Raw genomic sequence first — 23,763 nt, 5'->3', positions numbered from 1 at the left:
GCCACTGACAGTTGACAAACCAATTCACAAGTCGGTAACTGTCACGTCACCCACCCGTACGCTGAGCTGGGCTGAAAGAACAGAAGAGGACCTCATGGAGACGACAGCCGCTCAGACGTCACCTCGGGCGGGTCTGCGCGAGCGCAAGAAGCAGCGCACCCGCGAGGCGCTCCTGCGGGCCGCCCTCGAACTGTTCACCACTCAGGGTTACGAGCGGACGACCGTCGACGAGATCGCCGAGGCCGTCGACGTCTCGCAGCGCACCTTCTTCCGGTACTTCGCGGGCAAGGAGGAGGTCGCCCTGTTCACCCAGGGGGTCGCGGAGGCGCGCTTCCTCGCCGCCGTGCGCGAACGCCCGCCCCAGGAAGCCCCGTTGGAGGCGCTGCGCCGCGCCGTCCTGGAGGGCTGGGACACCATCGGCGAGTCGATCGAGTCCGTCGTGCCGCTCGAACTGCACATGCGCGCCTACCAGTTGATCGAGTCGACTCCCGCCCTCCTCGCCGCGTATCTGCGCCGCTCGGCGGAGCTGGAGGAGGAGATCGCGCGGGTCATCGCCGAGCGCGAGGGACTCGACGTGGACGCGGACCCGAGACCGCGCGTCGCGGTGGCCGTGTTCGGCGGAGTGATACGGATCACGGGCCGTCTGTGGAGCGAGGGGGCCGACCACAGCGTCCCGGCGATCCGCGAGCTGACCACCGCTTACCTCGACCAGGTGGGGCCCGCGTTGGCGGAGAAGTGGCGCACGGAGTGACGTACGGAGTGACGCACGCAACGGCGTGCGGAATGAGGTCTGGATCGACGCACGGAACGATCAACTCCGGGCACCCAGCGTCACTATTTATCTGAAACTGAACCCGGTTTGCCCCAATTACCCTGCGAGAAACGTGATACCAGTCACTCGTTTAACGGGAGGCGCCAACCTTCTCCTAGGGTGTCCTCTCAGTGACTTCCTTCGACTCATCCCCCCAACTGAACGTCTGGCGCGCACTGCTCGCGCTGGCCGTGGTGTTCGTGATGCTGGCCACCAGTGGCTGGACCGCACTCCAGGGCCATCGAGGGGCAACCCCTCTCCAGGCGTCCCGCTCCGCGTGGGAGCACGGCAGCGTCGCCGGACAGCGACTGCCTGACCCGGACACCACGCCGAGCCGCCTCGCCCGCTTCTTCGCGTCCCTCGACGTCCACGAGCGCAGCCGTCTCGCCCACCGCTATCCGCTCGCGGTGGGCAACATGAACGGCGCGCCCGTGACCCTGCGCTACGAGGCCAACCGCGTCGCCCTCGACCAGCAGCGCGAGGTCGAGAAGAAGCGCATGCACGACAACCGGCTCTCGTCCCTGGGACAGCAGCAGGCCGGGCGCCGTATGCACCGCTACGAGGCGATGCTGCAGAAGGGGCGCGACTTCCTCGCCTTCGACCCCATGGGTTCGGGCCGGGTCGCCGAGGTCTTCGGAAACCTCGACCGGGCCGAGCGGATCTCCATCGTGGTGCCGGGCGTCGACACCGATCTGCTCACGTTCCAGCGCACCAACAAGAAGTACTCGGCGCCGGTCGGCATGGCGCAGGCCCTCTACGGGGCCGAGCACGCCGCCGCCCCCCAGGCCCGTACGGCCGTGATCGCCTGGGCCGACTACACCACGCCCAGCGGACTCGGCATGGACGCCGCCACCGGCAGCCGCGCCGAGGAGGGCGCGATCCGGCTGAACGCGCTGCTGCGCGCCCTGCCCGGCGGTGCGCCCGTCGCGCTCTACTGCCACAGCTACGGCTCCGTGCTGTGCGGCCTCGCCGCCCGCACCATGCCCTCCCGGGTCTCCGACATAGCGGTCGCCGGCAGCCCCGGCATGCGGGCCCAGAAGGCGTCCTCGCTGCACACCACCGCCCGGGTCTGGGCGATGCGGGACTCCGGCGACTGGATCCAGGACGTGCCCTACCTCGAATTCGGCGGGCTCGGACACGGCGCCGACCCGGTGTCGAAGGCGTTCGGAGCCCGGGTGCTGTCCGCGCGGGGCGCGAACGGCCACGCAGGCTATTTCACGCCGGGCACCGAGAGCCTGCGCAACTTCGCCGAGATCGGCATTGGCGCGTACCAGGCGGTGCAGTGCGCACACGAGGATGACGCGTGCCGAGAGGGTTTGTCCGGCGCCCCGGCGGCGGGACGCGCGTAGAGGACGAAAAACTGCGGTTCGCCCAGGGAGGCGACGCAGACGTGCGAGCCGCTTACGATGGCCCGCATGGGTGATGTACTGGCCGGATTTCATGCCGCCTGGGAGTTCGAGTCCGACTCCGTGCTCATCCGCTTCGAACGGGGGATCCGTACGCCGAAGCTGTTCCAGACGCTCGGCGAACGGCGTATCCCCCTGGAGGCGATAGCGGGGGTCACACTGACGCCGGGCAAGCGCGGAACGGTCGTCCTGCACGCCGTGCCGCGAGCGGGCGCGGATCCGCTGATGGAGGCGGCCGCGGGACAGCTGAAGGAAGGGGGCGACCCCTATCGGCTGGTGCTGCCGGCCGACCGGGAGACCCTCGCCGAGTACTACGCGGACGAACTGCGCGCCGCGCTCACCGAGGACGCCGAACCGCCCGAGCGCTACCTCGTCGCGCCGCCCGAGGCGCCGCTCCACTTCAAGGCGTACGACGGGAAGGCCTCCTTCGACGGCAGGGCGGTGTCCTTCCGCTGGTTCTGGACGGGCGCGTCCTCCGCCAAGTGGAAGGCCGGCGACCAGAGCTTCCCGGTCACCGGCCTCAGCGGGGTCGAGTGGCGCTCCCCCGAGGTCTTCGAGGGCCATCTGCGGCTCCTGCGGCGCGAGCCCGCCACCGCGCAGCCCGCCCAGGCGGACCAGGACCCGGCGGCTGTCGTCTTCGGCCTCGGTTACGGCCCCGTCCACGAGTCCCTCCCCTTCGCCGCCTCGGTCCTCGCGGCCGTACGGGCCTCGGGTCCCACCGCGGTGACCGCGGCTCCCCGCCGCGACCCGGCCGACATCGCCGACCGCATCCGCCACCTCGGCGAACTCCACCAGGCGGGTCTGGTCACGGACGAGGAGTTCACGACGAAGAAGGCGGAACTGCTGGCCGAGCTGTAGGGCGCGCCCGTGAAAGGGGCCGCAGGCCCTCTTTCAGGGGCGCGGGGAACCGCGCGACCAGCCCCCACGACCCGCGGTCGACGAACGACCTGCTCCTACTCCCGCCCCGCCGACGAGAAGGACATGTCCGCGTACCGCTCGCCGGCCACCTTCGAGGCGATCGGCTCCAGCACCGCCCACTCGTCCTGCGTCAGGACGATCCGCGTCGCCGCCGTGTTCTCCTCGACCCGCGAGCGCCTGCGCGTGCCCGGAATCGGCACCACCGGCAACCCGAGCAACGACGCCTGCTGCTGCACCCAGGCCAGCGCGATCTGCCCCGGCGACGCCCCGCGCGCCTCGGCGACCGCACGCACCGGCTCCAGCAGCGCGGCGTTGGCGGCCGCGTTGTCGCCGGTGAAACGCGGCATCGTACGGCGGAAGTCGTCCGAGGTCAGTTCCTGGTCGGCGTTGACGAACGAACCGGTGAGGAAACCGCGCCCGAGCGGCGAGTACGGCACCAGAGCGACGCCCAGCTCACGGACCGCCGGCACCACGCCCGCCTCGATGTCCCGGCTGAACAGCGACCACTCCGACTGCACCGCCGCGATCGGGTGCACGGCGTGCGCGGCGCGCAGCTCCCCGCCGGTGACCTCGCTCAGCCCGAGGTGCTTGACCTTGCCCTCGCGCACCAGCTCGGCCATCGTGCCGACGGTCTCCTCGATGGGGATGTTCACGTCACGGCGGTGCATGTAGTAGAGGTCGATCACCTCGACGTCCAGCCGCCGCAGGCTCCCCTCGACGGCCCGGCGTATGTATGCCGCGTCGTTGCGGATGGCCCGCTTCGCCGGCTCGGCGGGATCACGGAAGATGCCGAACTTCGTGGCGAGGACGACTTCGTCGCGGTGCGCCTTGACGAAGGACGAGATGAACCTCTCGTTCTCCCCCAGGCCGTACACGTCGGCCGTGTCGAAGAGCGTGACGCCGAGTTCCAGCGCCCGTTCCAGGGTGGCCCGCGCCTCGTCGGCGTCCGTGGGCCCGTACGCGGCGGTCATGGCCATGCAGCCGAGGCCCTGTACGCCGACCTCGGGGCCGCCGGTGCCCAGTTCCACCTTTGCGATCTTGCCGTCCGTCATCGGGACCTCTCCGACGCCAGGGCACGCCCGGCGTCCGCGTAGAAACTGATCTTGTGGTCGAGAACCGCCAGGGTGTCCTGGAGCTCGGCGATCCGCGCCTTGACGTCGCGGCGGGTCGCCTCCAGGAGCTCGAAGCGCGCGATGTAGGTGTCGTCCCCCTCGCGCACCAGCTCCGCGTACCGGACCATGTCGGCGACCGGCATACCGGTCAGCCGGAGCTTGCCGACGAGGTCGAGCCAGTCCAGGTCGCGGTTGCTGTAGCGGCGCTGGCCGGTGTGCGAGCGGTCGATGTGCGGCATCAGCCCGATCCGCTCGTACCAGCGCAGGGTGTGCGCGGTGAGGCCGGTGAAGGCGACGACCTCGCTGATCGTGTAGTTGTCCCGGCCGTCCGGGCGCCGGTGCCGGTGGGGCGGGGCGGCGCAGTCCCCGGTACGCGTACTGGTGCCGGTCTCGGCGGCCTCGGCCGTGGTCTCCATCACCGTCATGACCTCCACGCTAAAACCTTCGAGTGCACTCGAAGCAAGCGGATTCGGGTGAGAACCCGACCGGCACCGTCCGACGGACGCCCGCCGGAAATACGGAGACGTGCGCGGGGCACCCTGACTACCGTACGGATCATGAGTCTCGTACGCCGTGCCGTGCCCGAGGACGCCGAGGAAGTGCTGCGACTGCGCCAGGTGATGATCGACTCGGTCTTCGCCTCCGCCGGACCCTCGTCCACCGAGTGGCACGCCCAGTCCCTCCCGACCGTACGCGGCAGGCTCGCCGACCCCGACGGGGACTTCGTGGCCTTCGTCGTGGACCACCCGGACCGCCCCGACCGGCCCGGCGCTCTCGCGGCGCTCGTCGCGGGGACGGTCGAGTACCGGATCGGGCGCGCGGGCAATCCGCACGGCGCGGTCGGGCACGTCTTCAGCGTCGCGACCGACCCGGACGCGCGGCGGCGGGGGTACGCGCGGGCGTGCATGGAGACGCTCCTCGACTGGTTCCGCGAACGCGGCGTCCGCCAGGTCGACCTCAACGCGTCCGCCGCGGCCGAGCCGCTGTACGCCTCGCTCGGATTCGTCCGCAAGCCCGACCCGTCGATGCGACTGCAGCTGTGAGCCGCTTAGGCTCGTAGGCATGTCTTTGCAGAACAGCCTGGCGTCGATCGATAACTGGCCCGTTCCCACGGCGGCCGCGGCCGTCGTCCGCGCGGACGGGGCGGTGCTCGGGTCGCACGGTCCCGTCGACCAGCGTTTCGCCCTCGCCTCGGTCACCAAGCCGCTGGCCGCGTACGCCGCGCTCGTCGCGTACGAGGAGGGGGCGATCGAACTCGACGAGCCTGCCGGGCCGGCCGGGTCGACGGTTCGTCATCTCCTGGCGCACACCTCCGGGCTCGCCTTCGACGAGCACCGGGTGACGGGCGCGCCCGGGGAGCGGCGGTTGTACTCCAACGCCGGGTTCGAGGTCCTCGGGGACCATGTCTCCAAGGCGACCGACATCCCCTTCGGGGAGTATCTGCGGCAGGCGGTGCTGGCGCCGCTGGGGATGACGAGGACGTCGCTGGACGGCTCGCCCGCGCGGGACGGGGTGTCGACGGTGGCGGACCTGGTGCGTTTCGCGGCCGAGGTCCAGGCGCCGCGGCTGCTCGATCCGCGTACGGTCCTGGAGGCCATGACCGTCCAGTACCCCGGCACGAAGGGGGTGCTGCCCGGGTACGGCCACCAGAACCCCAACGACTGGGGGCTCGGCTTCGAGATCCGCGACTCCAAGTCCCCCCACTGGACGGGGGTTTCCTCCTCCCCGCGGACCTTCGGTCACTTCGGGCAGTCCGGTACGTTCCTGTGGATCGACCCGGTGGCGGGCGCGGCGTGCGTCGCCCTCACGGACCGCGCGTTCGGCCCCTGGGCGGCGGAAGCGTGGACGCCGTTCACGGACGGCGTCCTGACAGCCCTACGAGGCTGATCCCACCGATTTTTTCATCGTCTGCGGGCATGGGCTGGTCGCGCGGTTCCCCGTGCCCCTCACGGGGCGGGGGTCATCTCCCACAGGAGCAGCTCCGCCGGAGCGCCCGCCACCACTTCCAGGTCCTTGGAGTCGGTGATGCGGGCCGCGTCGCCGGGGCCCAACTCCTCGCCGTCCAGGAGCACTTCGCCGCGGACGACATGGACGTACACGAACCCGGCGTCCGGCACCGCCGTCCGCTCCCCCGCCGCCAGCCGCCGCACATGAAGCATCGCCCCGGCCTCGGGGACGGCGTACGGCGTGGAGTCGGCGATGCCGTGGACGACTTCGTAGGACGGTTCGCCGCCGGGTGACAGCGGGGCCAGCCACATCTGGACGAAGACGACGGGGACCGGGCCGTCGTTGCGCTCCACGTGGCGGACGCCGCCCGCGGAGCTGAGGCGCTGGACGTCTCCGGGGCGGACCACCGACTCGTGGCCCGCCGAGTCGCGATGGGTCAGCTCCCCCTCCACCACCCACGTGACGATCTCGGTGTGGCTGTGCGGGTGCTCGTCGAAACCGGCGCCGGGCGCGAGCCACTCCTCGTTGCAGGCGATCACCGCACCGAAGCGGAGGTTGTCGGGGTCGTAGTGCGGTCCGAAGGAGAAGGCGTGGAAGGAGGTGATCCCGGCGTCCGGGTCACCTCCCTGGTAGCGCTCGTCCGCGCGCCGTACGTCCATCAGATCCGCTCGTTCCGCCGTCGTCGCCGTACGTCCGTCACAACGGACACCGTAGCCCCGCCCCAGGCCCTCCCCCCGCCTTCTCGCGACCCGCCGCCGCACGCCTCCGTCCTGATAAGGCAGTCTTGTCCCGTGCCCGAACCCGAATCCAGCAACACCGAGCGCCCAGCGCACGACATCCACGCGCACTCCGCGACCCTGAAGCGGCTGGAGAAGTCCTCCGGCAGTCTCGCCGCCCAGGCCATCGCGCGGATGGACGAGACGCTGCCGTGGTACCGGGCCATGCCACCGGAGAACCGCTCCTGGATCGGGCTCGTCGCTCAGGCCGGTATCGCGGCCTTCACCGAGTGGTTCCGGCACCCGAACGCCCCGCAGGCCATCTCCACCGATGTGTTCGGGACCGCGCCACGCGAGCTGACCAGGGCGATCACCCTGCGGCAGACCGTGGAGATGGTGCGGACGACCATCGAGGTCATGGAGAGCGCGATCGACGAGGTCGCCGCCCCGGGCGACGAGTCCGTACTGCGCGAGGCGCTGCTCGTGTACGCCCGGGAGATCGCCTTCGCCACCGCCCAGGTGTACGCGCAGGCCGCCGAGGCCCGGGGCGCCTGGGACGCCCGCCTCGAATCGCTCGTCGTGAACGCCGTGCTCTCCGGCGAGGCCGACGAGGGTGCCGTCAGCCGGGCCGCCGCCCTCGGGTGGAACTCGCCCGAACATGTCTGCGTGGTGCTGGGTACGGCGCCCGACGGTGACAGCGAACTGACGGTCGAGGCGATCCGGCGGGCCGCCCGGCACGCCAAGCTGCAGGTGCTCACCGGTGTGCTCGGGGACCGGCTCGTGGTCATCGCGGGGGGCAACGACAATCCGCTCGGGGTCGCGAAGTCGTTGATCGGGCCGTATGCCGCCGGGCCCGTCGTCGCGGGTCCGATCGTGCCCGATCTGCTCGCCGCGACCCGCTCCGCGCAGGCCGCCGCCGCCGGACTGAAGGCGTGTTTCGCCTGGCAGGACGCCCCGCGCCCGGTTCTGGCGGACGATCTGCTGCCGGAGCGCGCGATCGCCTCGGACCCCTCGGCCCGCGAGCAACTGGTGGAGGAGATCTACAGACCGCTGGAAGAAGCCGGCTCGGCGCTGCTGGAAACGCTCAGTGTCTATCTGGAACAGGCGAGCAGTCTCGAAGGCGCGGCCCGGATGCTCTTCGTTCACCCCAACACCGTGCGCTACCGGCTCCGACGTGTGACTGACGTCACCGGTTGGTCGCCTTCGGATGTACGATCCGCGTTCACACTGCGGATCGCGCTGATCCTGGGGCGTCTGGCCGATGGGGATCCTCAAGCCTAGGCTTTTGTCGGGGCTCTACAATTCCCCTTCGTGTTCTTCGTCCCTGTCCCCACGGGCGGCCGTGGCCGTCCACAAGAGAGAGTGTGAGAGTGCTCGTACTCGTCGCTCCCGGCCAGGGCGCTCAGACGCCTGGCTTCCTGACCCCTTGGCTCGATCTCCCCGGTGCCGCCGACCGCCTCGCCGCGTGGTCGGACGCCATCGGGCTCGACCTTGCCCGCTACGGCACGCAGGCAGACGCGGACGAGATCCGGGACACGGCTGTCGCGCAGCCGCTCCTGGTCGCCGCCGCTCTCCTCTCCGCCGCCGCGCTCGGTGACGTCGCCGAACTCGGCCCCGGTGCAGTCGCCGGTCACAGCGTCGGTGAGATCACCGCCGCCGTGTTCGCGGGCGTGCTCGACGCCACGGCCGCGCTGAAGCTCGTGCGCACCCGGGGCCTGGCGATGGCCGAGGCCGCCACGATCACCGAGACCGGTATGTCGGCGCTGCTCGGCGGGGACCCCGAGACCACGGTCCCGCACCTGGAGAAGCTCGGCCTGACCCCGGCGAACGTGAACGGCGGGGGCCAGATCGTGGCCGCCGGCACGCTGGAGCAGCTGGCCGCCCTGGAGGCGGACAAGCCCGAGGGCGTCCGCCGCGTGGTGGCCCTGAAGGTCGCCGGCGCGTTCCACACGCACCACATGGCACCCGCGGTCGAGACGCTGGCACGAGCCGCCGAGGCCCTGAGCCCCGTGGACCCGAAGATCGCGTACGTCTCGAACAAGGACGGCAAGGCCGTCACGACCGGCGCCGAGGTCGTGCAGCGACTGGTCGGCCAGGTCGCGAACCCGGTCCGCTGGGACCTGTGCATGGAGACCTTCCAGGAGCTCGGCGCGACCGCGCTGATCGAGGTCTGCCCGGGCGGCACCCTGACCGGGCTCGCCAAGCGCGCGCTGCCGGGTGTGAAGACCCTGGCGCTGAAGACCCCCGACGACCTCGACGCGGCTCGCGAGCTCATCGCCGAGCACGCCTCCGCCTAAGGAGCCGACAGAGCATGTCGAAGATCAGGCCCAGCAAGGGCGCCCCGTACGCGCGGATCCTGGGTGTGGGCGGCTACCGTCCCGTCCGGGTCGTGCCGAACGAGGTGATCCTCGAGACGATCGACTCCTCCGACGAGTGGATCCGCTCGCGCTCCGGCATCGAGACCCGGCACTGGGCCTCCGACGAGGAGACCGTCGCCGCGATGTCGATCGAGGCGTCCGGCAAGGCCATCGCCGACGCCGGGATCAACGCCGACCAGATCGGCGCCGTGGTCGTCTCGACCGTCTCGCACTTCAGCCAGACTCCGGCCGTCGCGACGGAGATCGCCGACAAGCTCGGCACGCAGAAGGCCGCCGCCTTCGACATCTCGGCCGGCTGCGCGGGCTTCGGCTACGGCCTCACGCTCGCCAAGGGCATGATCGTCGAGGGTTCGGCGGAGTACGTCCTCGTCATCGGCGTGGAGCGGCTGTCCGACCTGACCGACCTGGAGGACCGTGCGACGGCCTTCCTGTTCGGTGACGGCGCGGGCGCGGTCGTCGTGGGCCCCTCCGAGGAGCCGCACATCGGCCCGACCGTGTGGGGCAGCGAGGGCGACAAGGCCGGCACCATCAAGCAGACCGTGCCGTGGGACCGTTTCCGCATCGGCGACGTGTCGGAGCTTCCGCTCGACTCCAAGGGCGAGATCAAGTTCCCTGCGATCACGCAGGAGGGCCAGGCGGTGTTCCGCTGGGCCGTGTTCGAGATGGCGAAGGTCGCTCAGCAGGCGCTGGACGCGGCCGGAATCACCGCGGACGACCTGGACGTCTTCATTCCCCACCAGGCCAACGAGCGGATCATCGACTCGATGGTGAAGACGTTGAAACTGCCGCAGCACGTCACGGTCGCGCGTGACGTACGCACCACCGGCAACACCTCGGCCGCCTCGATCCCGCTCGCGATGGAGCGGCTTCTGGCGACCGGCGAGGCGAAGAGCGGCGACACCGCGCTCGTCATCGGCTTCGGGGCGGGTCTCGTGTACGCCGCGACGGTCGTTACCCTCCCCTAGGCACTCCGTGCCGGATCATCCGGTCCGTACGGACTACCGCCAACCCTCTCTGGATACACACCGAAGGAGCGCCTGACATGGCCGCCACTCAGGAAGAGATCGTCGAAGGTCTCGCCGAGATCGTGAACGAGATCGCCGGGATCCCCACCGAGGACGTCCAGCTGGACAAGTCCTTCACCGACGACCTGGACGTCGACTCGCTGTCCATGGTCGAGGTCGTCGTCGCCGCCGAAGAGCGCTTCGACGTCAAGATCCCGGACGACGACGTCAAGAACCTCAAGACCGTCGGCGACGCGACCGACTACATCCTCAAGCACCAGGCCTGATCCAGCGATCGGGCCCGGTTCGCCCGGCCCGGTCCACCGATCAGTCCGTTGCCCCGCCACCCGGCGGTGGCGCCGCTGAATCCTCGTATTTGGAGAAAGAATTCCCGTGAGCTCGACCAATCGCACCGTGGTCGTCACCGGTATCGGCGCAACCACACCGCTGGGTGGCGACGCAGCCTCTACCTGGGAGGGCCTCGTCGCCGGCAAGTCCGGTGTCCGCGCCCTGGAGCAGGACTGGGCCGCCGACCAGGCGGTCCGTATCGCGGCGCAGATCGCCGTGGAGCCGGGCGAGGTCATCCCCCGCCCGCAGGCCCGCCGTCTCGACCGCTCGGCGCAGTTCGCCCTGATCGCCGCCAAGGAAGCCTGGGCCGACGCCGGTTTCACCGACAAGGCCGGCGACGACGCCTCCGTCGACCCGGACCGGCTCGGCACCGTCATCGCCTCCGGCATCGGTGGCGTGACGACGCTGCTCGACCAGTACGACGTGCTGAAGGAGAAGGGCGTCCGCCGCGTCTCCCCGCACACCGTTCCCATGCTCATGCCGAACGGCCCGTCCGCCAACGTGGGCCTGCTCGTCGGCGCCCGCGCCGGCGTGCACACCCCCGTCTCCGCCTGCGCCTCGGGCGCCGAGGCCATCGGCTACGCCATCGAGATGATCCGCACCGGGCGCGCCGACGTCGTCGTCGCCGGTGGTACGGAGGCGGCGATCCACCCGCTGCCCATCGCCGCGTTCGGCAACATGATGGCGATGTCCAAGAACAACGACGACCCGCAGGGCGCCTCGCGCCCCTACGACGTCGCCCGTGACGGCTTCGTCCTCGGTGAGGGCGCCGGCGTCCTCGTCCTGGAGTCCGCCGAGCACGCCGCCAAGCGCGGGGCCCGGGTGTACGCGGAAGCGGTCGGCCAGGGCATCTCCGCCGACGGCCACGACATCGTGCAGCCGGAGCCGGAGGGTCGTGGCATCTCCCACGCCCTGCAGAACCTGCTCGACAACACCGACCTGGACCCGGCAGAGATCGTGCACGTGAACGCGCACGCGACGTCGACGCCCGCCGGTGACGTGGCGGAACTGAAGGCGCTGCGCAAGGTCTTCGGTGACGACGCCGACCACATGGCGGTCTCCGCCACCAAGTCGATGACCGGTCATCTCCTCGGTGGCGCGGGGGGCGTGGAGTCGGTGGCGTCGGTGCTGGCGCTGTACAACCGGATCGCTCCGCCGACCATCAACGTCGAGAACCTCGACCCCGAGGCCGAGGCGAACGCCGACATCGTGCGCGGGGAGGCTCGCAAGCTGCCTGTCGAGGGCCGCATCGCCGCCCTGAACGACTCGTTCGGGTTCGGTGGGCACAACGTGGTGCTGGCGTTCCGTACGATCTGAATTCGGCCGTAGGTGTACTGAACCGGCGTGTGGCCCGGGCCCCTTCTTGAGGGAGTCCGGGCCACACGCCGTTTGTTGTCTGTTGGCTGCCGACTGCGGGTTGTTCCGGGCTGGTCGCGCAGTTCCCCGCGCCCCTGAAGGGCGCTCCCGTGGGCGCCTGTCTATACCACCTGGTGCAGCCAGCGGACCGGGGCGCCCTCTCCCGCGTAGCGGAAGGGTTCCAGCTCGTCGTCCCAGGGCTTGCCCAGGAGTTTGGCGAGGTCGGACTCCAGGTCGCTCTCGCCGCGCTGGGAGCGCAGGAGGGCGGCGCGCAGGCGGTCCTCGGGGATCAGGATGTCGCCGTGGATTCCGGTGACGGCGTGGAAGATGCCCAGTTCGGGGGTGCAGCTGTAGCGCTCGCCCTCGGCCGTGGGGCAGGGCTCCGCGGTGACCTCGAAGCGCAGCATCTGCCAGCCGCGCAGCGCGGAGGCCAGCTTGGAGGCGGTGCCCACCTCGCCCTTCCAGGAGAACTCGGATCTCCAGGTGCCCGGCGAGGCGGGCTGCCGGATCCAGTCGAGGTTGACGCGGGTACCGAGCACGCCCGCGACCGCCCACTCGACGTGCGGGCACAGCGCGCGGGGCGCGGAGTGCACGTAGAGAACTCCACGTGTCGTCACTGGGGCCTCCGGACAGAGCGAGACATCTTGTAACTTAGCGGAAAGGCAGTGGCAGGGCGGCCACGTGGCGAGGCTACCGTGCGGCGGCGCAAGGAGTGTGACGTACCGTCGGTCCCAGCGCCCAGAAACATTGAGGTTTCACCCAAGGGGACGCGGTGCGACCGGTCGTGTACTGCGGGGTGTCGGCCAACCGTGTCGGATGGGTGCTGAGCAATCGTGCTTGACGAACGAGGGGACCAGGGGATGCGTCACAGGAGTCACCGTTCTCGGGCCGCCCTCGCCCTCGCGTCGGCGGCTCTCCTGGGCGTCGCCGTCGCCGGCTGCGACGCCGTCGGTGACAACTCCCCGGCGCCCGGGGGCACGACGGCCAAGGCATTCCCGAAGCCGACCCCCACCTGGGACCGCAGCCCGACGTCGATGGCCGCCGTCGGGGACTCCATCACCCGCGGCTTCGACGCGTGCACCGTGCTGTCCGACTGTCCGGAGGTGTCCTGGGCGACCGGCAGCGACACGAAGGTCAAGAGCCTCGCCGTACGGCTGCTCGGGCAGGCCGGGGCCGCCGAGCGCAGCTGGAACTACGCGGTGACCGGTGCCCGGATGGAGGATCTCCCCGACCAGATGGCACAGGCCGTCACGAAGAAGCCGGAGCTGGTGACCGTGATGGCGGGCGCCAACGACGCCTGCCGTTCGTCGGTGTCGGCGATGACCCCCGTCGCCGAGTTCCGCTCCGAGTTCGAGGACGCCCTGGACACCCTGCGCGAGGCGCTGCCCAAGACCCAGGTGTATGTGTCGAGCGTGCCGGATCTGAAGCGGCTGTGGTCCGAGGGGCGGAGCAACCCGCTCGGCAAGCAGATCTGGAAGCTGGGTATCTGCCCCTCGATGCTGAGCGACGCGGACTCCCTGACCACGGCGTCGATGCGGCGGCGCACGACGGTGCAGGACCGGGTGGAGGCGTACAACCAGGTCCTGAAGGAAGTGTGCGCCAAGGACCAGCACTGCCGCTTCGACGGGGGCGCGGTCTTCGACTACCGCTTCGGCACGGACCAGCTGAGCCACTGGGACTGGTTCCACCCGAGCAGGGACGGGCAGGCGCGGCTCGCGGAGATGGCCTATCGGGTGGTGACGGCGACGAAGCCGGTGAGCTAGGGCCTGTCGTTCAGATCCTTGGCCTAGGCTTTCGATCATGCACAGCGAATTCTTCGGCCCCCTTCCCGACGGCACCCCGGTCCACCGCTGGACGCTGGAGCGCGCCGGGGTGCGGGTGCGGATCCTGACGTACGGCGGGATCGTCCAGTCTGTCGAGGTCCCGGACCGGGACGGGGCGCGCGCGGACGTGGTGCTGGGGTTCTCCGACCTCGACGGCTATCTGACGCACACGGGGCCGTACTTCGGGGCGCTGGTCGGGCGGTACGCGAACCGGATCGCCGGGGGCCGCTTCCTCCTCGACGGCCTCACCTATCACCTGGCGCCGAACAACCCGCCCAACTCCCTGCACGGCGGGGAGCGCGGCTTCGACAAGCGGGTGTGGGACGCGGAGCCGGTCGATCACGGGCTGCGCCTGACCCGGGTCTCCCCGCACGGCGAGGAGGGCTTCCCGGGCCGTCTGGAGGTCTCGGCGACGTACACGCTGGACGAGGCGGGCGCGCTGGGGATCGCGTACGAGGCGGTCACGGACGCGCCGACCGTGGTGAACCTGACGAACCACACGTACTGGAACCTGGCCGGTTCGGGCAACGCCGGCGGCCACGAACTTTGGCTGGACGCCTCGCGGTTGACTCCGGTGGACGCCGGTCTGATCCCGACCGGGGCGCTGGACGCCGTCGACGGGACGCGGTTCGACTTCCGTACGGCGCGGAAGGTCGGCGCCGGCTACGACCACAACCTCGTCCTCGACAAGGGGCTCACGGAGACCGCCGTCGAGGTCGCCGAGCTGCACGACCCGTCCTCCGGGCGGACGCTGACGGTCGCGACCACCGAGCCCGGGCTCCAGCTGTACACCGCGGAGCACCTGAGCGACCCCTTCGCCCCCGGGGACGGCGTCGCGCTGGAGACCCAGCACTTCCCCGACTCCCCCAACCGTCCCGAGTTCCCGAGCACGGAGCTGCGGCCGGGCGGGGTGTACCGGTCGCAGACCGTGTACGGGTTCGGCGTCCGCGGCCAGTAGCCGACGACCGGCGACCGGCCGTCAGACGCTCTCGCCGCGCATCCGCTTGGTGGCCCTGCCCAGCAGGGTCATCGCGCCGAGGCAGACCGCGACCACCACGGCGCCGATCAGCGCGGGGAGCGGGGACTTGCCCTTGATCCCCTCCACGAGCACGGTGGTGGCCAGCACCATGATGATCGAGTACAGGCTCCGGCCTACCTTGGCACCGGCCGGGATCACCCGCAGCAGCTGCGGGATCGTCGTGGCGGCGGCGATGCCCATGCCGAGCGGGATGAACGCGCCGAGCACCAGGGCCCCGAAGCCGAAGGAGTTGCCGTACGCGCCCCATCCGGCGCCCTTGTAGAGCAGATAGCCCGCGGCGCCGAGGGACAGCAGGGCGAGTACGCCGTTGAGGTACGCGGCGAGGGTGGCGGCCTTGCGGGCGCCCGGCAGATGCGCGGCCGGGGAGCGCCAGGCGTCCGGGGTGATCAGGCGCAGCTGCTGCTTGAGGGCCCGCATCCGTGTCATGGCGAAGAGGCCGACGGCCACGGCGGCGAGTCCGACGGCCGTGGCCGCGAAGCCGATCGGTGTCCGCGTGATGCCGTAGTGGGCGCCTCCGAAGGTCAGCGGGATGCCGAGGACGAAGCCGTACGCGTACGTCTTCGCCTGCTGCTGGATGCGCACCACCAGCTGTCGCTGGTCGGGGGTGAGGTGGGGGTCCAGCCGCATCTCGCCCTCGCCCAGGTGCTGTTGGGGGACCTGGGGCCGCTGCTGGTACTGAGGCGGGTACGGGACCTGCTGCGGAGGCGGGTAGTAAGGCTGCTGCCCCTGATACGGCCCCTGCGGTGGGTACGGGCCTGGCTGCTGACCTGGGTACATGCGTTGTTCTCCCCCGAACCGGCGTGTTCCGGCCCGCGAGTCTGCCACAGATGGCCGAGAACCGACGAGCCCCGATCCGGATGTCAGGTTCCGGACCGGGGCTGCTCGGGGTGGACGCGTCCCGCGTCAGACGTTAATCGTCGCCGCGACCCGACGGTCGACGATGGAGCGACCCGCAGCAACCTCGTACGAACCCTTCACAAACGCCCAGGCTCCGGTGCTCTCGTCCCAGACCTCGAAGGCCCGGCGCGGGAGTACGAGGACGACGTCCACGCTCTCGCCGGGGCCCGCCTCGACGCCCGCGAAGGCGGCGAGCCACCGGGCCGGACGCTCGGCGTCGGCCTCGACGGGCGCCAGATAGACCTGGACGACCTCGCGCCCGGCCCGCGCACCGGAGTTGCGGACGCGGACCGTGACCGTCGTACCCGAACCGGCACCGGCACCCGAACCGGCACCGCCTTCACCGCCGAGCTCGATCGACTCGTACGTCCAGTCGGTGTAGCCGAGGCCGTGTCCGAAGGCGTACGAGGGGGTCCTGCCCTCCTTCTCCCAGGCGCGGTAGCCGATGAACACGCCCTCGGTGTAAGGGAGTTCACCGTCGGCCGGGACCACCTGGGTGACCGGGGCGGCCGTGCGGGAGCCCCAGGTGGTGGGCAGCCGGCCGCCGGGCTCGTGGGCGCCCGTGAGGACGTCGGCGAGGGCGGCGCCGCCCTCCTGGCCGGGGAACCAGCTGAGCAGCACGGCCGCGACCTCCTCGCGCCACGGCAGCTCGACCGGGGAGCCGGCGTTGACGACCACGACGGTGTTCGGGTTGGCGGCGGCGACGGCGTGCACCAACTCGTCCTGTCGGCCGGGCAGCCGGAGGTCCTTACGGTCGAAGCCCTCCGACTCGACGCGGTCGGTGGTGGCGACCACGACGACGGCGGTGTCGGCGGCGCGGGCGGCTGCGACGGCCTCGGCGATGAGTTCGTCGGGGTCGCGGCGCGGGTCCAGGTGGGCGAGCGCGAAGCCGACCATCCTCAGCGGCGCGCCCTCGGGGACGACGATGACGTGCCACAGCGCCACCTCGTACGTCTCACCGGCGACGAGATCCACCTGGGCTCGCTCGACGGGGGCGCCGAAGAACGCCTCGAAGGGGTCGTCCTTCGTGCTGCGCTGGATGTCGTCGAAGTGGACCGTGCCGTCGACGGTGAGCGTGAACGCGCCGAGGCCCTTGATGCCGAAGGTGTGGGTGCCGCTCTCGCGCGGGGTGAAGGTGCCGGTCAGTTCGACGCTGTGGAGGGTGGCGTGGGTGACGCCCTCGGGGAGGTCGTCACCCATCCACTGGATCTGGCCGCCCGGGGCCGAGCCGGTGCCGATGACCGCGCCGTCCCGGTCGCGGCAGACGGCCCGCAGGGTGAACCCCCTGTCGGCGAAGGCGAGTTCCTCGTTCGGGTCGGCGCCGACGGCGTACGTGAGGCTGTCCTCGGGGAGGGCGGCGGTGAGGCCGTCGAGGGGCGAGACGACCCGGGAGGGGAAGACGGTGGCGGAGCCGCCGCCGAGGACGCGGGCGTCGCGGGCGGCGGCGCCGATCAGGGCGACCTTCTGCCCTTCGCCGCGCCCTCCCCCGAGCGGAAGAGCCCCTTGGTTGCGCACGAGGACGAAGGAGCGGCGGGCGATCTCGCGGGCCAGGGCCTCGCCGTCCACCGTCGCGGGCGGTTCGGTGACGACCGGCTCGGCGCCCTCCAGGATGCCGACGCGGGCGGCGAGCCTCAGGACGTTGCGGACGGCCGCGTCGACCTTGGCCTCCTTCACCTCGCCCGCGCGGACGGCGGCGGAGAGCGCCTCCCCGTACACGGTCCGGGGGCCGGGCATGGCGACGTCGAGACCGCCCTCGATGGCGCCGACCGTGGCGCGGGCGGCGGTCCAGTCGGAGACGTTGAAGCCGTCGAAGCCCCACTCGTCGCGCAGGATCTCGTTCACGAGGTGGTGGTGCTCGGTCATCGTGGTGCCGTTGACCGTGTTGTAGGCGGTCATGATGCCCCAGGGGTGGGCGTTGGCGACGATGGCCTCGAACGGGGCCAGGTACAGCTCGCGCAGGGCGCGTTCGGAGAGCAGGTTGTTCACCGTGAAGCGGTCGGTCTCGGCGTCGTTGGCGACGAAGTGCTTGACGGTGGTGCCGACGCCGCCCGACTGGACGCCCTGGACATAGCCGGAGCCGATCTCGCCGGTCAGGTACGGGTCCTCGCTGTACGCCTCGAAGTGGCGGCCGCCGAGCGGGGAGCGGTGCAGGTTGACGGTGGGCGCGAGGAGGACGTGGACGTGCTTGCGGCGGGCCTCCTGGGCGAGCAGGGTGCCCGCCCGGCGGGCGAGGGCCGGGTCCCAGGTGGCGGCGAGCGCGGTCGGCGAGGGGAGCGCGATCGACGGGTCGTCGGCGGTCCAGTGGACACCGCGTACGCCGATCGGGCCGTCGGACATGACGAGGGACTTGAGGCCGATCTCGGGCAGTGCGGGCAGCGACCACATGTCCTGCCCGGCGAGCAGCCTCGTCTTCGCGTCCAGGTCCAGCTTGCCGAGGGCCTCCTCGACGACCGCCTCGCGGGCCTCGTCGGCCGGTGTGCGCGTTCCCGCCATCGCGGTGCCTCCTCATTGAGTCCGTGAATCCGTGCATCCGTGAGCCCGTGAATCCGCTCTGCGTGTCCATCCTGCATCCGGCACCTGTAGAGCAGTAGGTTTCGTGACCTCTTCGTTATATCTCATGCTCGGGCATGCCGTACGGTGACGCCATGAGCACCAGGGCCAGAAGCGAGGAGCGGCGCGCCGAGATCGTCCGGGCGGCCCTGGAGGTGATCGCCGAGCGCGGCTACCGGGGCGCGAGCATGGCGTCGGTCGCGGAACGCGTGGGGCTGACCCAGCAGGGGCTGCTGCACTACTTCCCGACGAAGGACGCGCTGCTCGTCGCGGTGCTCAAGGAGCGGGACCAGTGGGACGCCGTGCCCGACACCCAGTGGCGGGTCGACCTGCTCGCCTCACTGGTCGAGTACAACGCCATGCGGCCCGGGATCATCCAGACGTTCTCGGCGCTGCTCGGCGAGAGCGTCACCGAGGGACACCCGGCGCGCGAGTACTTCACCGAGCGGTACGCGCGGGTGCGCGCGAGCATGGCGGCGGTGCTGCGCGCCGAGTACGGGGAGCGGCTGCCGAACGGGCTCACGCCCGAGCGCACCGCTCCGCTGCTGGTGGCGGTGATGGACGGCCTCCAGTTCCAGTGGCTTCTGGACCCGGAGTCGGTGGACATGCCGGGCGCGTTCCGGGACTTCCTCGCGCTGCTCGGCGAGGACTGAACCCGACCACCACCGCCCCCGCCACCGCCTGCGCCCCTGGCCGCGCTATTGGTGCCAGATCACGGCCAGCGTCTTGCTCACCGCGCACACGGCGGCGAACGCGATCGCCCACCCGTAGGCCCCGGCGACGGCCAGCGCGGCCACGCCGGCCCCGAACCAGAGCAGTTCGAAACCGACGCGGACCGCGCCGCGCGTCTTGTACGAAGCCTTCTGCGAGCCGAACAGCGCCCACAGCGTGATGAGTACGGCCGGGGCGCCCAGGCCGAGGAGCCAGGTCAACGGCGTCGCCGCGGCGCGGGTGAACCCCCAGTACCCGACGGCCGCGAGGGCGCCGAGTTCGACGAGGAAGAGGACGCCCAGGTTCGCTGCCTTCATGGGCGGCAGTATCACCCGGAAGGGATCACTCCGGCCCGGGTCCGTCACGCGGGGCCGGTACGGCGGCCACGACCTCGATCTCTATCAGGGCCTCCGGCTTGAAGAGGCGGGAGACCTCGAAGGTCATGCTGGTGGGCGGGGCACCGGTGAGGTACTGGGCGCGTACGGCACCGTAGGCGGGGAGTTGGGTGATGTCCGTCAGATACGTCCGGATGTTGATGATGTCCGACAGGCCCGCCCCGTGCGCCCCCAGCAGCGCGTCGATGGTCTCGAAGACCCCGCGGCTCTGTTCGGTGAGGTCGGCGCCGTCCGCGACCTGTCCGGAGAGGTACAACAGGGCTCCCGCGCCCGGCAGTTCGACCCGGGCGACCTGGGAGTAGTAGCCGTTGGCGGGCCCCGGCGCCGAGGGCGGGTTGTCGAGCGTGATCTGCATGGGAGGCCCTTTCAGGCGGAGCGGCGGATGTGTTCGACGGCCTTCGCGATGTCCGCGCCGGCGACGGCGGAATCGGCAGCGGCGCGCTTGTACTGCTCCAACACCGCTTCGAGTACAGGGAGTTCGGCGACCTTCGTGGCGAGGGCGATGTCCTTGGCGGCGAGCGCGGTGGCGAAGTGCACGTCCTCGGCGAAGGCGCGGCCGACGGCGCCGCCGAGCGGGCCGTTCGCGAGCGCGGCGCGCGCCGCCTTCTCGTCGATGCCGAGCTTGTCCGCGAGAGCCATGGCCTCGGCGACGAGGGCGACCCCGCCGAGCACGGCCGTGTTGACGACGAGTTTGAGCGCGGCGCCGGAGCCCAGCGGGCCGGTCCGGGTGACGGTGCCGAGATGGACGAGCACATGCCCGACGCCCGTCAGCTCGCCGCCCGCGAGGATGCCGAGCTGCCCGGCGGCCGCTTTGTCGGTGCTGCCCGCCACGGGCGCGTCGACGAACGTCACGCCTTCGCCGAGCCGGGCGGCGAGTTCCTCGACCACGTCGGGCCCGACGGTCGACATCTCCACCCAGGTGGTACCCGGGCGCAGCTCCGGCACGATGGCGTCCGCGACCGCGTCGAGCGCGGCCGGGTTGGCGAGCATGGTGATCACCACGTCCGCGTGCCGCACGGCCTCGGCCGGGGACGCGGCGAGGGTGGCGCCCTCGGTGACCAGCGGCTCGGCCTTGTCTGCGGTGCGGTTCCAGACGGTCGTCGGGAATCCCGCGGCGACAAGCCGGCGCGCCATCGCGGCGCCCATGTGCCCGAGCCCGAGGAATGCGATCTTTTCCATGCCTTCGACGCTAGGCGGGCCCACGTGATGCGACAAGCGAATGTCTAGCATGGCTCTCATGCTCAACCCGCATGCCGTACCCGACCTCTCCAGCACCTGGCTGCGGGTCTTCCTGGAGGTCGCCCGGCACGGTTCGTTCACGGTGGCCGCGCGGACCCTCGGCTGGACGCAGTCCGCGGTGTCCCGGCAGATCGCCTCGCTGGAGTCGGCGCTCGGCGGAGCCCCGCTCTTCGACCGGCTGCCCCGGGGTGTACGGCTGACGGAGGCCGGGCGGGTCCTCGTGCCGTACGCCGAGGCGGTGGTCGAGCGGCTGCACGGCGCGAACCGCGAACTGGCCGCGCTGCGGCGGGCCGCGGGCGGCAGGCTGCGCTTCGGCGCGTTCGCCACGGCCGACGCCGCGCTGGTACCGCGCGCCATCGCCGCGTTCCGCGTGCGCCATCCAGGGGTGCGGCTCACCCGCGAGGAGGGCCTGACGCCCGTACTCCTGGAGCGGCTCTCCGCGGGCGGCCTCGACCTGGCGATCGTCTCCACGACGGGCCGCGCCCCGCTGGACCCGTACACCCTGCACCACCTCCTCGACGAGTCCCTGTACGTCGCCGTCCCCGCCGACCATCCGCTCGCCGCCGAGTCCTCCGTCCGCCTTCCCCAACTCGCCGACGCCGACTGGATATCCGGCTCCGCCCGCCCCGAGGGCACCCTGCTGGACGCGGCCCTGCGGCACGGCTTCCGGCCGCGCGTCGCGCATGTCGTGGCCGAGTGGACGGCCAAGCAGGGGTACGTCGCCGCCGGGCTCGGGGTGGCCCTGGTCCCGGCGCTCGCCGCCGAGTCCGTACGCCCGGACATCGCGCTGCTCGCGGTGCGCGACGAGGAGGCGCCCGCACGGGCGGTGTACGCGGCGACGGTGCGGGGCCGGTCACCGGGAGCGGCGGCGCGGGCGTTCCTGGGGGCACTGCGGGAGGCCGCGACCCACCTGCCCACCTGAGCCACACCTCATGGCGTACATCCCCTCCGTCACGCGATACTGCGGCCGTCCGGCAGCACCCCACGGCGACGGAAGGCATGAACTCCCTTGACCTACATACGCGTTCGGCTCGGTGCAGGCGTACTCGGACTGGCCCTGGTGGGCGGCCTGGCCGCGGCTCCCACCGCGTCGGCGGCAGCACCGGCCCCCGTCACCGTCGAGGAACAGCGCCTCGGCCAGGCCGCCCCTCAGGAGATCCTGCGGCGCTCCGGATTCGACACGGTGGCCCCCGGGTTCGCGCGGGCGCTGGAGCGGGCGGCCTCGTTCGGGCAGGCAGAGCGTGTCGTCGTACGGCAGGGGGCTCGGCTGTGGCAGCGGGCCGTCGACCGGGCGCAGGGGCGGGGCCCGGCGGGCGGCGACCTGAGCCGGGACGACGACCGGCCGCTGTACTGGGCGCGGCTGGGCATGACGCGCGAAGTGCGGCAGTGGGAGCCGGAGTTCGGCCTCACGGACGCGCAACGCGCCAGTCTGCTGGCCGAGTTGGAGGAGAACTCACGTGGTGAGAACGCCATCCGCTATCCGCGCGCCAAGGGCGTGAAGCGGATCCTGCTCACCGGGTTCGACCCCTTCACGCTGGACCGTGACGTCCGGATCTCCAACCCGTCCGGGGCCACCGCCCTCGCCCTGGACGGCACGACGATCCAGACCGCGGACGGCCCGGCGCGCATCGAGACCGCCGTGTTCCCGGTCCGCTGGCAGGACTTCGCCCAGGGCACGGTGGAGCGGACGCTGCGCCGCCAGCTCCCGCGCGTGGATCTGTTCACCACGGTGAGCCAGGGCCGCGTCGGCCGTTTCGACGTGGAGCGGACCAACGGGGCCTGGCGGGGCGGCTTCCCGGACAACGAGAACGTCTCCCGCACCGAGACGATCCCCGTCACCGACCCGGCCTCGCAGCCGCAGTGGACGTCGACGACGCTCCCGTACGCGCGGATCGTGGCCGCGGTCACGGGACGCTTCCCCGTGTACGACCACACCTCGGTGACCGAGATCCCGGCGGGCGGCACCGATCCGGTCGTACGCCCCGACGGGCCGACCCCGGGTTCGACGGCGCGCGCCGGGGGCGGCGGGGACTACCTCTCCAACGAGATCGCCTACCGCGCGACGCTGCTGCGCGACCGCCTCGGCCTGCACGACAGGCTGCCCGGCGGGCATGTCCACACGCCCGTACTGCAGTTCGGGACGGGCAACACGGACCCGGCGACGGGGGCGGTCACGGACCCCGAGTTCGTTCAGAACCGGCTGGACATCATCGCCGAGGTGCGGGCGATCGTGACGGTGGCTGTCGGGGGGTCGGGGCGCTAGCGGCGAGGGCCGTGTTGTCGTGGTCGTCGTCCGGCTCGCCCGTTTCCTCGTCCAGCAGGTCGCGCGCCATCAGGGTGGCGCCCGCGACCGCGCCCGGCATCAGGAAGACGGCGACGAACGGGACCAGGAAGGCGAGGCCCAGCGGGGTGCCGAAGCCCCAGACCAGCGTCTTGCGGGAGCGGAGCAGGGTGAGGCGGTCGCGGAGGTCGACGCCCCGGCGCTGGAGGGCGACCGCGGTCAGCTCCTCCGTGAGGAAGAAGCCGGTGACGAAGAAGCCGATCACGGGGACGACGGTCTGGCCGACGAACGGGACGAAGCCGAGGGCGAAGAGGAGGACGCCCCAGACGGCGGCCCGCACGAGGATGCGGAGGCTGTCCCGCGCGGAGATCCACAGCTCGCGCCAGAGCGGGAGGCCGGACTCCGGGGCCGTGCCGTCCGGGGAGACGTCCCTGTCGACCTTCTCCGAGAGGGACTCGTAGAAGGGCTGGCCGACGAGGAGGGTGACGGCGGTGAAGGTGAGGACGGCGAGGAGGAGGGCGAGGGCGAAGAGTACGGCGGTGAGGAAGCCGCGGAAGAGGCCCAGCCAGGGGCTGGACCAGTCATCGGCGAAGGGGGTGGACCAGGTGACGAAGTCCTCGCCGTACAGGGCGAGGGTGACGAGCGCTGCCGCGTACAGCACGAGGGTGATCAGGCCCGGCAGCAGTCCGAACCCGTACTGCTTTCCGTGCCGTGCCACCCATCGCTGGCCCTGTATGAGGTAACCGAACCCCGCCCCGAGATCACGCATGACCAGAACTTTACCGGGGCGTCGGCCTCGGACGCCGGACACCCCGAGGTCTTCAGGGGCACG

Annotated in this window: 25 protein-coding genes; 15 read left to right on the top strand and 10 right to left on the bottom strand. The window is 71.4% G+C overall.

Translation table 11 applies throughout. The features are described from left to right. Positions 1-94: 94 nt before the first annotated feature. The 3 genes from ACZ69M_RS02745 (at position 95) to ACZ69M_RS02735 (ending at position 3,075) form a co-directional block, all read left to right on the top strand. Positions 95-751: a TetR family transcriptional regulator gene (locus ACZ69M_RS02745; RefSeq protein WP_470046099.1), complete on the top strand. Its 657-nt coding sequence runs from the start codon at positions 95-97 to the stop codon at positions 749-751. Positions 752-942: 191 nt separating this feature from the next. Continuing rightward, a complete protein-coding gene (locus ACZ69M_RS02740; RefSeq protein ID WP_470046098.1) occupies positions 943-2,160 on the top strand; it encodes an alpha/beta hydrolase in 1,218 nt (405 codons plus the stop codon). Positions 2,161-2,226: 66 nt separating this feature from the next. Beyond that, a complete protein-coding gene (locus tag ACZ69M_RS02735) occupies positions 2,227-3,075 on the top strand; it encodes a DUF4429 domain-containing protein (protein WP_470046097.1) in 849 nt (282 codons plus the stop codon). 95 nt (positions 3,076-3,170) lie between these two features. Here the strand turns inward: ACZ69M_RS02735 and ACZ69M_RS02730 are convergent, their stop codons facing one another. Then, the gene (locus ACZ69M_RS02730; RefSeq protein ID WP_470046096.1) at positions 3,171-4,187 is read right to left on the bottom strand and encodes an aldo/keto reductase; all 1,017 of its coding nucleotides are present in this window, start codon (positions 4,185-4,187) and stop codon (positions 3,171-3,173) included. Beyond that, positions 4,184-4,672: a MerR family transcriptional regulator gene (locus tag ACZ69M_RS02725; protein ID WP_470046095.1), complete on the bottom strand. Its 489-nt coding sequence runs from the start codon at positions 4,670-4,672 to the stop codon at positions 4,184-4,186. The genes ACZ69M_RS02730 and ACZ69M_RS02725 overlap by 4 nt, the downstream gene beginning before the upstream one ends. 132 nt (positions 4,673-4,804) lie before the next feature. Here ACZ69M_RS02725 and ACZ69M_RS02720 point away from each other — a divergent pair, with 132 nt between their 5' ends. Together ACZ69M_RS02720 and ACZ69M_RS02715 are read left to right on the top strand one after the other, a co-directional pair. After that, positions 4,805-5,290 (top strand): GNAT family N-acetyltransferase, encoded by a 486-nt coding sequence (locus ACZ69M_RS02720; RefSeq protein ID WP_470046094.1) that lies wholly within the window; start codon positions 4,805-4,807, stop codon positions 5,288-5,290. Between the two features lie 19 nt (positions 5,291-5,309). Then, positions 5,310-6,134, top strand: a complete 825-nt coding sequence (locus ACZ69M_RS02715) for a serine hydrolase domain-containing protein (RefSeq protein WP_470046093.1) — start codon at positions 5,310-5,312, stop codon at positions 6,132-6,134. A 59-nt stretch (positions 6,135-6,193) separates the two neighbouring features. Here ACZ69M_RS02715 and ACZ69M_RS02710 read toward each other — a convergent pair whose 3' ends face one another. Next, positions 6,194-6,856: a pirin family protein gene (locus ACZ69M_RS02710; protein WP_470046373.1), complete on the bottom strand. Its 663-nt coding sequence runs from the start codon at positions 6,854-6,856 to the stop codon at positions 6,194-6,196. Positions 6,857-6,985: 129 nt separating this feature from the next. Here ACZ69M_RS02710 and fasR point away from each other — a divergent pair, with 129 nt between their 5' ends. From fasR to fabF, 5 genes are all read left to right on the top strand, one after another. Beyond that, positions 6,986-8,191 carry a fatty acid biosynthesis transcriptional regulator FasR gene (gene fasR, locus ACZ69M_RS02705; RefSeq protein ID WP_168491093.1) on the top strand — a complete coding sequence of 402 codons (1,206 nt, stop codon included), beginning with the start codon at positions 6,986-6,988 and terminating at the stop codon, positions 8,189-8,191. Positions 8,192-8,280: 89 nt separating this feature from the next. Then, the gene (locus ACZ69M_RS02700) at positions 8,281-9,207 is read left to right on the top strand and encodes an ACP S-malonyltransferase (protein WP_470046092.1); all 927 of its coding nucleotides are present in this window, start codon (positions 8,281-8,283) and stop codon (positions 9,205-9,207) included. A 14-nt stretch (positions 9,208-9,221) separates the two neighbouring features. After that, on the top strand, positions 9,222-10,253 hold the full coding sequence (locus ACZ69M_RS02695; RefSeq protein ID WP_054231010.1) for a ketoacyl-ACP synthase III: 1,032 nt from the start codon (positions 9,222-9,224) through the stop codon (positions 10,251-10,253). Positions 10,254-10,330: 77 nt separating this feature from the next. Then, positions 10,331-10,579 carry an acyl carrier protein gene (locus tag ACZ69M_RS02690; RefSeq protein WP_028800941.1) on the top strand — a complete coding sequence of 83 codons (249 nt, stop codon included), beginning with the start codon at positions 10,331-10,333 and terminating at the stop codon, positions 10,577-10,579. Between the two features lie 106 nt (positions 10,580-10,685). Then, positions 10,686-11,957 carry a beta-ketoacyl-ACP synthase II gene (fabF, locus tag ACZ69M_RS02685; protein WP_054231011.1) on the top strand — a complete coding sequence of 424 codons (1,272 nt, stop codon included), beginning with the start codon at positions 10,686-10,688 and terminating at the stop codon, positions 11,955-11,957. Positions 11,958-12,118: 161 nt separating this feature from the next. On the opposite strand, the gene ACZ69M_RS02680 is transcribed toward fabF, so the two are convergent. Then, a complete protein-coding gene (locus tag ACZ69M_RS02680; protein ID WP_054231012.1) occupies positions 12,119-12,613 on the bottom strand; it encodes a DUF3145 domain-containing protein in 495 nt (164 codons plus the stop codon). Between the two features lie 243 nt (positions 12,614-12,856). Between ACZ69M_RS02680 and ACZ69M_RS02675 the strand changes: the two genes are divergently transcribed. Both ACZ69M_RS02675 and ACZ69M_RS02670 read left to right on the top strand, forming a co-directional pair. Beyond that, a complete protein-coding gene (locus tag ACZ69M_RS02675; RefSeq protein WP_470046091.1) occupies positions 12,857-13,759 on the top strand; it encodes an SGNH/GDSL hydrolase family protein in 903 nt (300 codons plus the stop codon). 37 nt (positions 13,760-13,796) lie between these two features. Further along, the gene (locus ACZ69M_RS02670) at positions 13,797-14,777 is read left to right on the top strand and encodes an aldose epimerase family protein (RefSeq protein WP_470046090.1); all 981 of its coding nucleotides are present in this window, start codon (positions 13,797-13,799) and stop codon (positions 14,775-14,777) included. A 21-nt stretch (positions 14,778-14,798) separates the two neighbouring features. On the opposite strand, the gene ACZ69M_RS02665 is transcribed toward ACZ69M_RS02670, so the two are convergent. Next, positions 14,799-15,635, bottom strand: coding sequence for a hypothetical protein (locus tag ACZ69M_RS02665; RefSeq protein WP_470046089.1), 837 nt, complete (start codon positions 15,633-15,635; stop codon positions 14,799-14,801). A 126-nt stretch (positions 15,636-15,761) separates the two neighbouring features. Continuing rightward, positions 15,762-18,248 carry a glycoside hydrolase family 3 protein gene (locus tag ACZ69M_RS02660; RefSeq protein ID WP_470046088.1) on the bottom strand — a complete coding sequence of 829 codons (2,487 nt, stop codon included), beginning with the start codon at positions 18,246-18,248 and terminating at the stop codon, positions 15,762-15,764. Between the two features lie 134 nt (positions 18,249-18,382). Here ACZ69M_RS02660 and ACZ69M_RS02655 point away from each other — a divergent pair, with 134 nt between their 5' ends. Beyond that, positions 18,383-18,958 (top strand): TetR/AcrR family transcriptional regulator, encoded by a 576-nt coding sequence (locus tag ACZ69M_RS02655; RefSeq protein ID WP_095854879.1) that lies wholly within the window; start codon positions 18,383-18,385, stop codon positions 18,956-18,958. A 45-nt stretch (positions 18,959-19,003) separates the two neighbouring features. Here the strand turns inward: ACZ69M_RS02655 and ACZ69M_RS02650 are convergent, their stop codons facing one another. Genes ACZ69M_RS02650 through ACZ69M_RS02640 form a run of 3 tightly spaced genes read right to left on the bottom strand, consistent with a single transcriptional unit; the run spans position 19,004 to position 20,590 of the window. Beyond that, a complete protein-coding gene (locus ACZ69M_RS02650; protein WP_470046087.1) occupies positions 19,004-19,333 on the bottom strand; it encodes a YrdB family protein in 330 nt (109 codons plus the stop codon). Between the two features lie 25 nt (positions 19,334-19,358). Further along, a complete protein-coding gene (locus ACZ69M_RS02645; RefSeq protein WP_470046086.1) occupies positions 19,359-19,766 on the bottom strand; it encodes a RidA family protein in 408 nt (135 codons plus the stop codon). Between the two features lie 11 nt (positions 19,767-19,777). Then, entirely contained in the window at positions 19,778-20,590 is an 813-nt protein-coding gene (locus ACZ69M_RS02640; protein ID WP_470046085.1) for an NAD(P)-dependent oxidoreductase, read from the bottom strand. A 49-nt stretch (positions 20,591-20,639) separates the two neighbouring features. On the opposite strand from ACZ69M_RS02640, the gene ACZ69M_RS02635 reads away from it, so the two are divergent. Beyond that, positions 20,640-21,572 (top strand): LysR family transcriptional regulator, encoded by a 933-nt coding sequence (locus ACZ69M_RS02635; RefSeq protein WP_470046084.1) that lies wholly within the window; start codon positions 20,640-20,642, stop codon positions 21,570-21,572. An 87-nt stretch (positions 21,573-21,659) separates the two neighbouring features. Further along, positions 21,660-22,913 carry a pyroglutamyl-peptidase I gene (locus ACZ69M_RS02630; protein ID WP_470046083.1) on the top strand — a complete coding sequence of 418 codons (1,254 nt, stop codon included), beginning with the start codon at positions 21,660-21,662 and terminating at the stop codon, positions 22,911-22,913. On the opposite strand, the gene ACZ69M_RS02625 is transcribed toward ACZ69M_RS02630, so the two are convergent. After that, a complete protein-coding gene (locus ACZ69M_RS02625; protein WP_470046082.1) occupies positions 22,858-23,700 on the bottom strand; it encodes an EI24 domain-containing protein in 843 nt (280 codons plus the stop codon). The two genes, ACZ69M_RS02630 and ACZ69M_RS02625, sit on opposite strands and share 56 nt — an antisense overlap. Between the last annotated feature and the right edge of the window lie 63 nt (positions 23,701-23,763).

Source organism: Streptomyces sp. NPDC107454 (assembly GCF_055582885.1).
The sequence above is the reverse complement of the archived record's forward strand: the minus strand, read 5'-3'. Positions and strand labels throughout refer to the sequence as shown.

Coding starts and splice junctions, on each gene's coding strand:
- ACZ69M_RS02695 (WP_054231010.1), top strand. CDS start 9,222: ATGTCGAAGATCAGGCCCAGCAAGGGCGCCCCGTACGCGCGGATCCTG.
- ACZ69M_RS02635 (WP_470046084.1), top strand. CDS start 20,640: ATGGCTCTCATGCTCAACCCGCATGCCGTACCCGACCTCTCCAGCACC.
- ACZ69M_RS02655 (WP_095854879.1), top strand. CDS start 18,383: ATGCCGTACGGTGACGCCATGAGCACCAGGGCCAGAAGCGAGGAGCGG.
- ACZ69M_RS02625 (WP_470046082.1), bottom strand. CDS start 23,700: ATGCGTGATCTCGGGGCGGGGTTCGGTTACCTCATACAGGGCCAGCGA.
- ACZ69M_RS02650 (WP_470046087.1), bottom strand. CDS start 19,333: ATGAAGGCAGCGAACCTGGGCGTCCTCTTCCTCGTCGAACTCGGCGCC.
- ACZ69M_RS02645 (WP_470046086.1), bottom strand. CDS start 19,766: ATGCAGATCACGCTCGACAACCCGCCCTCGGCGCCGGGGCCCGCCAAC.
- ACZ69M_RS02665 (WP_470046089.1), bottom strand. CDS start 15,635: ATGTACCCAGGTCAGCAGCCAGGCCCGTACCCACCGCAGGGGCCGTAT.
- ACZ69M_RS02720 (WP_470046094.1), top strand. CDS start 4,805: ATGAGTCTCGTACGCCGTGCCGTGCCCGAGGACGCCGAGGAAGTGCTG.
- ACZ69M_RS02745 (WP_470046099.1), top strand. CDS start 95: ATGGAGACGACAGCCGCTCAGACGTCACCTCGGGCGGGTCTGCGCGAG.
- ACZ69M_RS02670 (WP_470046090.1), top strand. CDS start 13,797: ATGCACAGCGAATTCTTCGGCCCCCTTCCCGACGGCACCCCGGTCCAC.
- ACZ69M_RS02730 (WP_470046096.1), bottom strand. CDS start 4,187: ATGACGGACGGCAAGATCGCAAAGGTGGAACTGGGCACCGGCGGCCCC.
- ACZ69M_RS02640 (WP_470046085.1), bottom strand. CDS start 20,590: ATGGAAAAGATCGCATTCCTCGGGCTCGGGCACATGGGCGCCGCGATG.
- ACZ69M_RS02725 (WP_470046095.1), bottom strand. CDS start 4,672: ATGACGGTGATGGAGACCACGGCCGAGGCCGCCGAGACCGGCACCAGT.
- ACZ69M_RS02660 (WP_470046088.1), bottom strand. CDS start 18,248: ATGGCGGGAACGCGCACACCGGCCGACGAGGCCCGCGAGGCGGTCGTC.
- ACZ69M_RS02735 (WP_470046097.1), top strand. CDS start 2,227: ATGGGTGATGTACTGGCCGGATTTCATGCCGCCTGGGAGTTCGAGTCC.
- ACZ69M_RS02675 (WP_470046091.1), top strand. CDS start 12,857: ATGCGTCACAGGAGTCACCGTTCTCGGGCCGCCCTCGCCCTCGCGTCG.
- ACZ69M_RS02715 (WP_470046093.1), top strand. CDS start 5,310: ATGTCTTTGCAGAACAGCCTGGCGTCGATCGATAACTGGCCCGTTCCC.
- ACZ69M_RS02690 (WP_028800941.1), top strand. CDS start 10,331: ATGGCCGCCACTCAGGAAGAGATCGTCGAAGGTCTCGCCGAGATCGTG.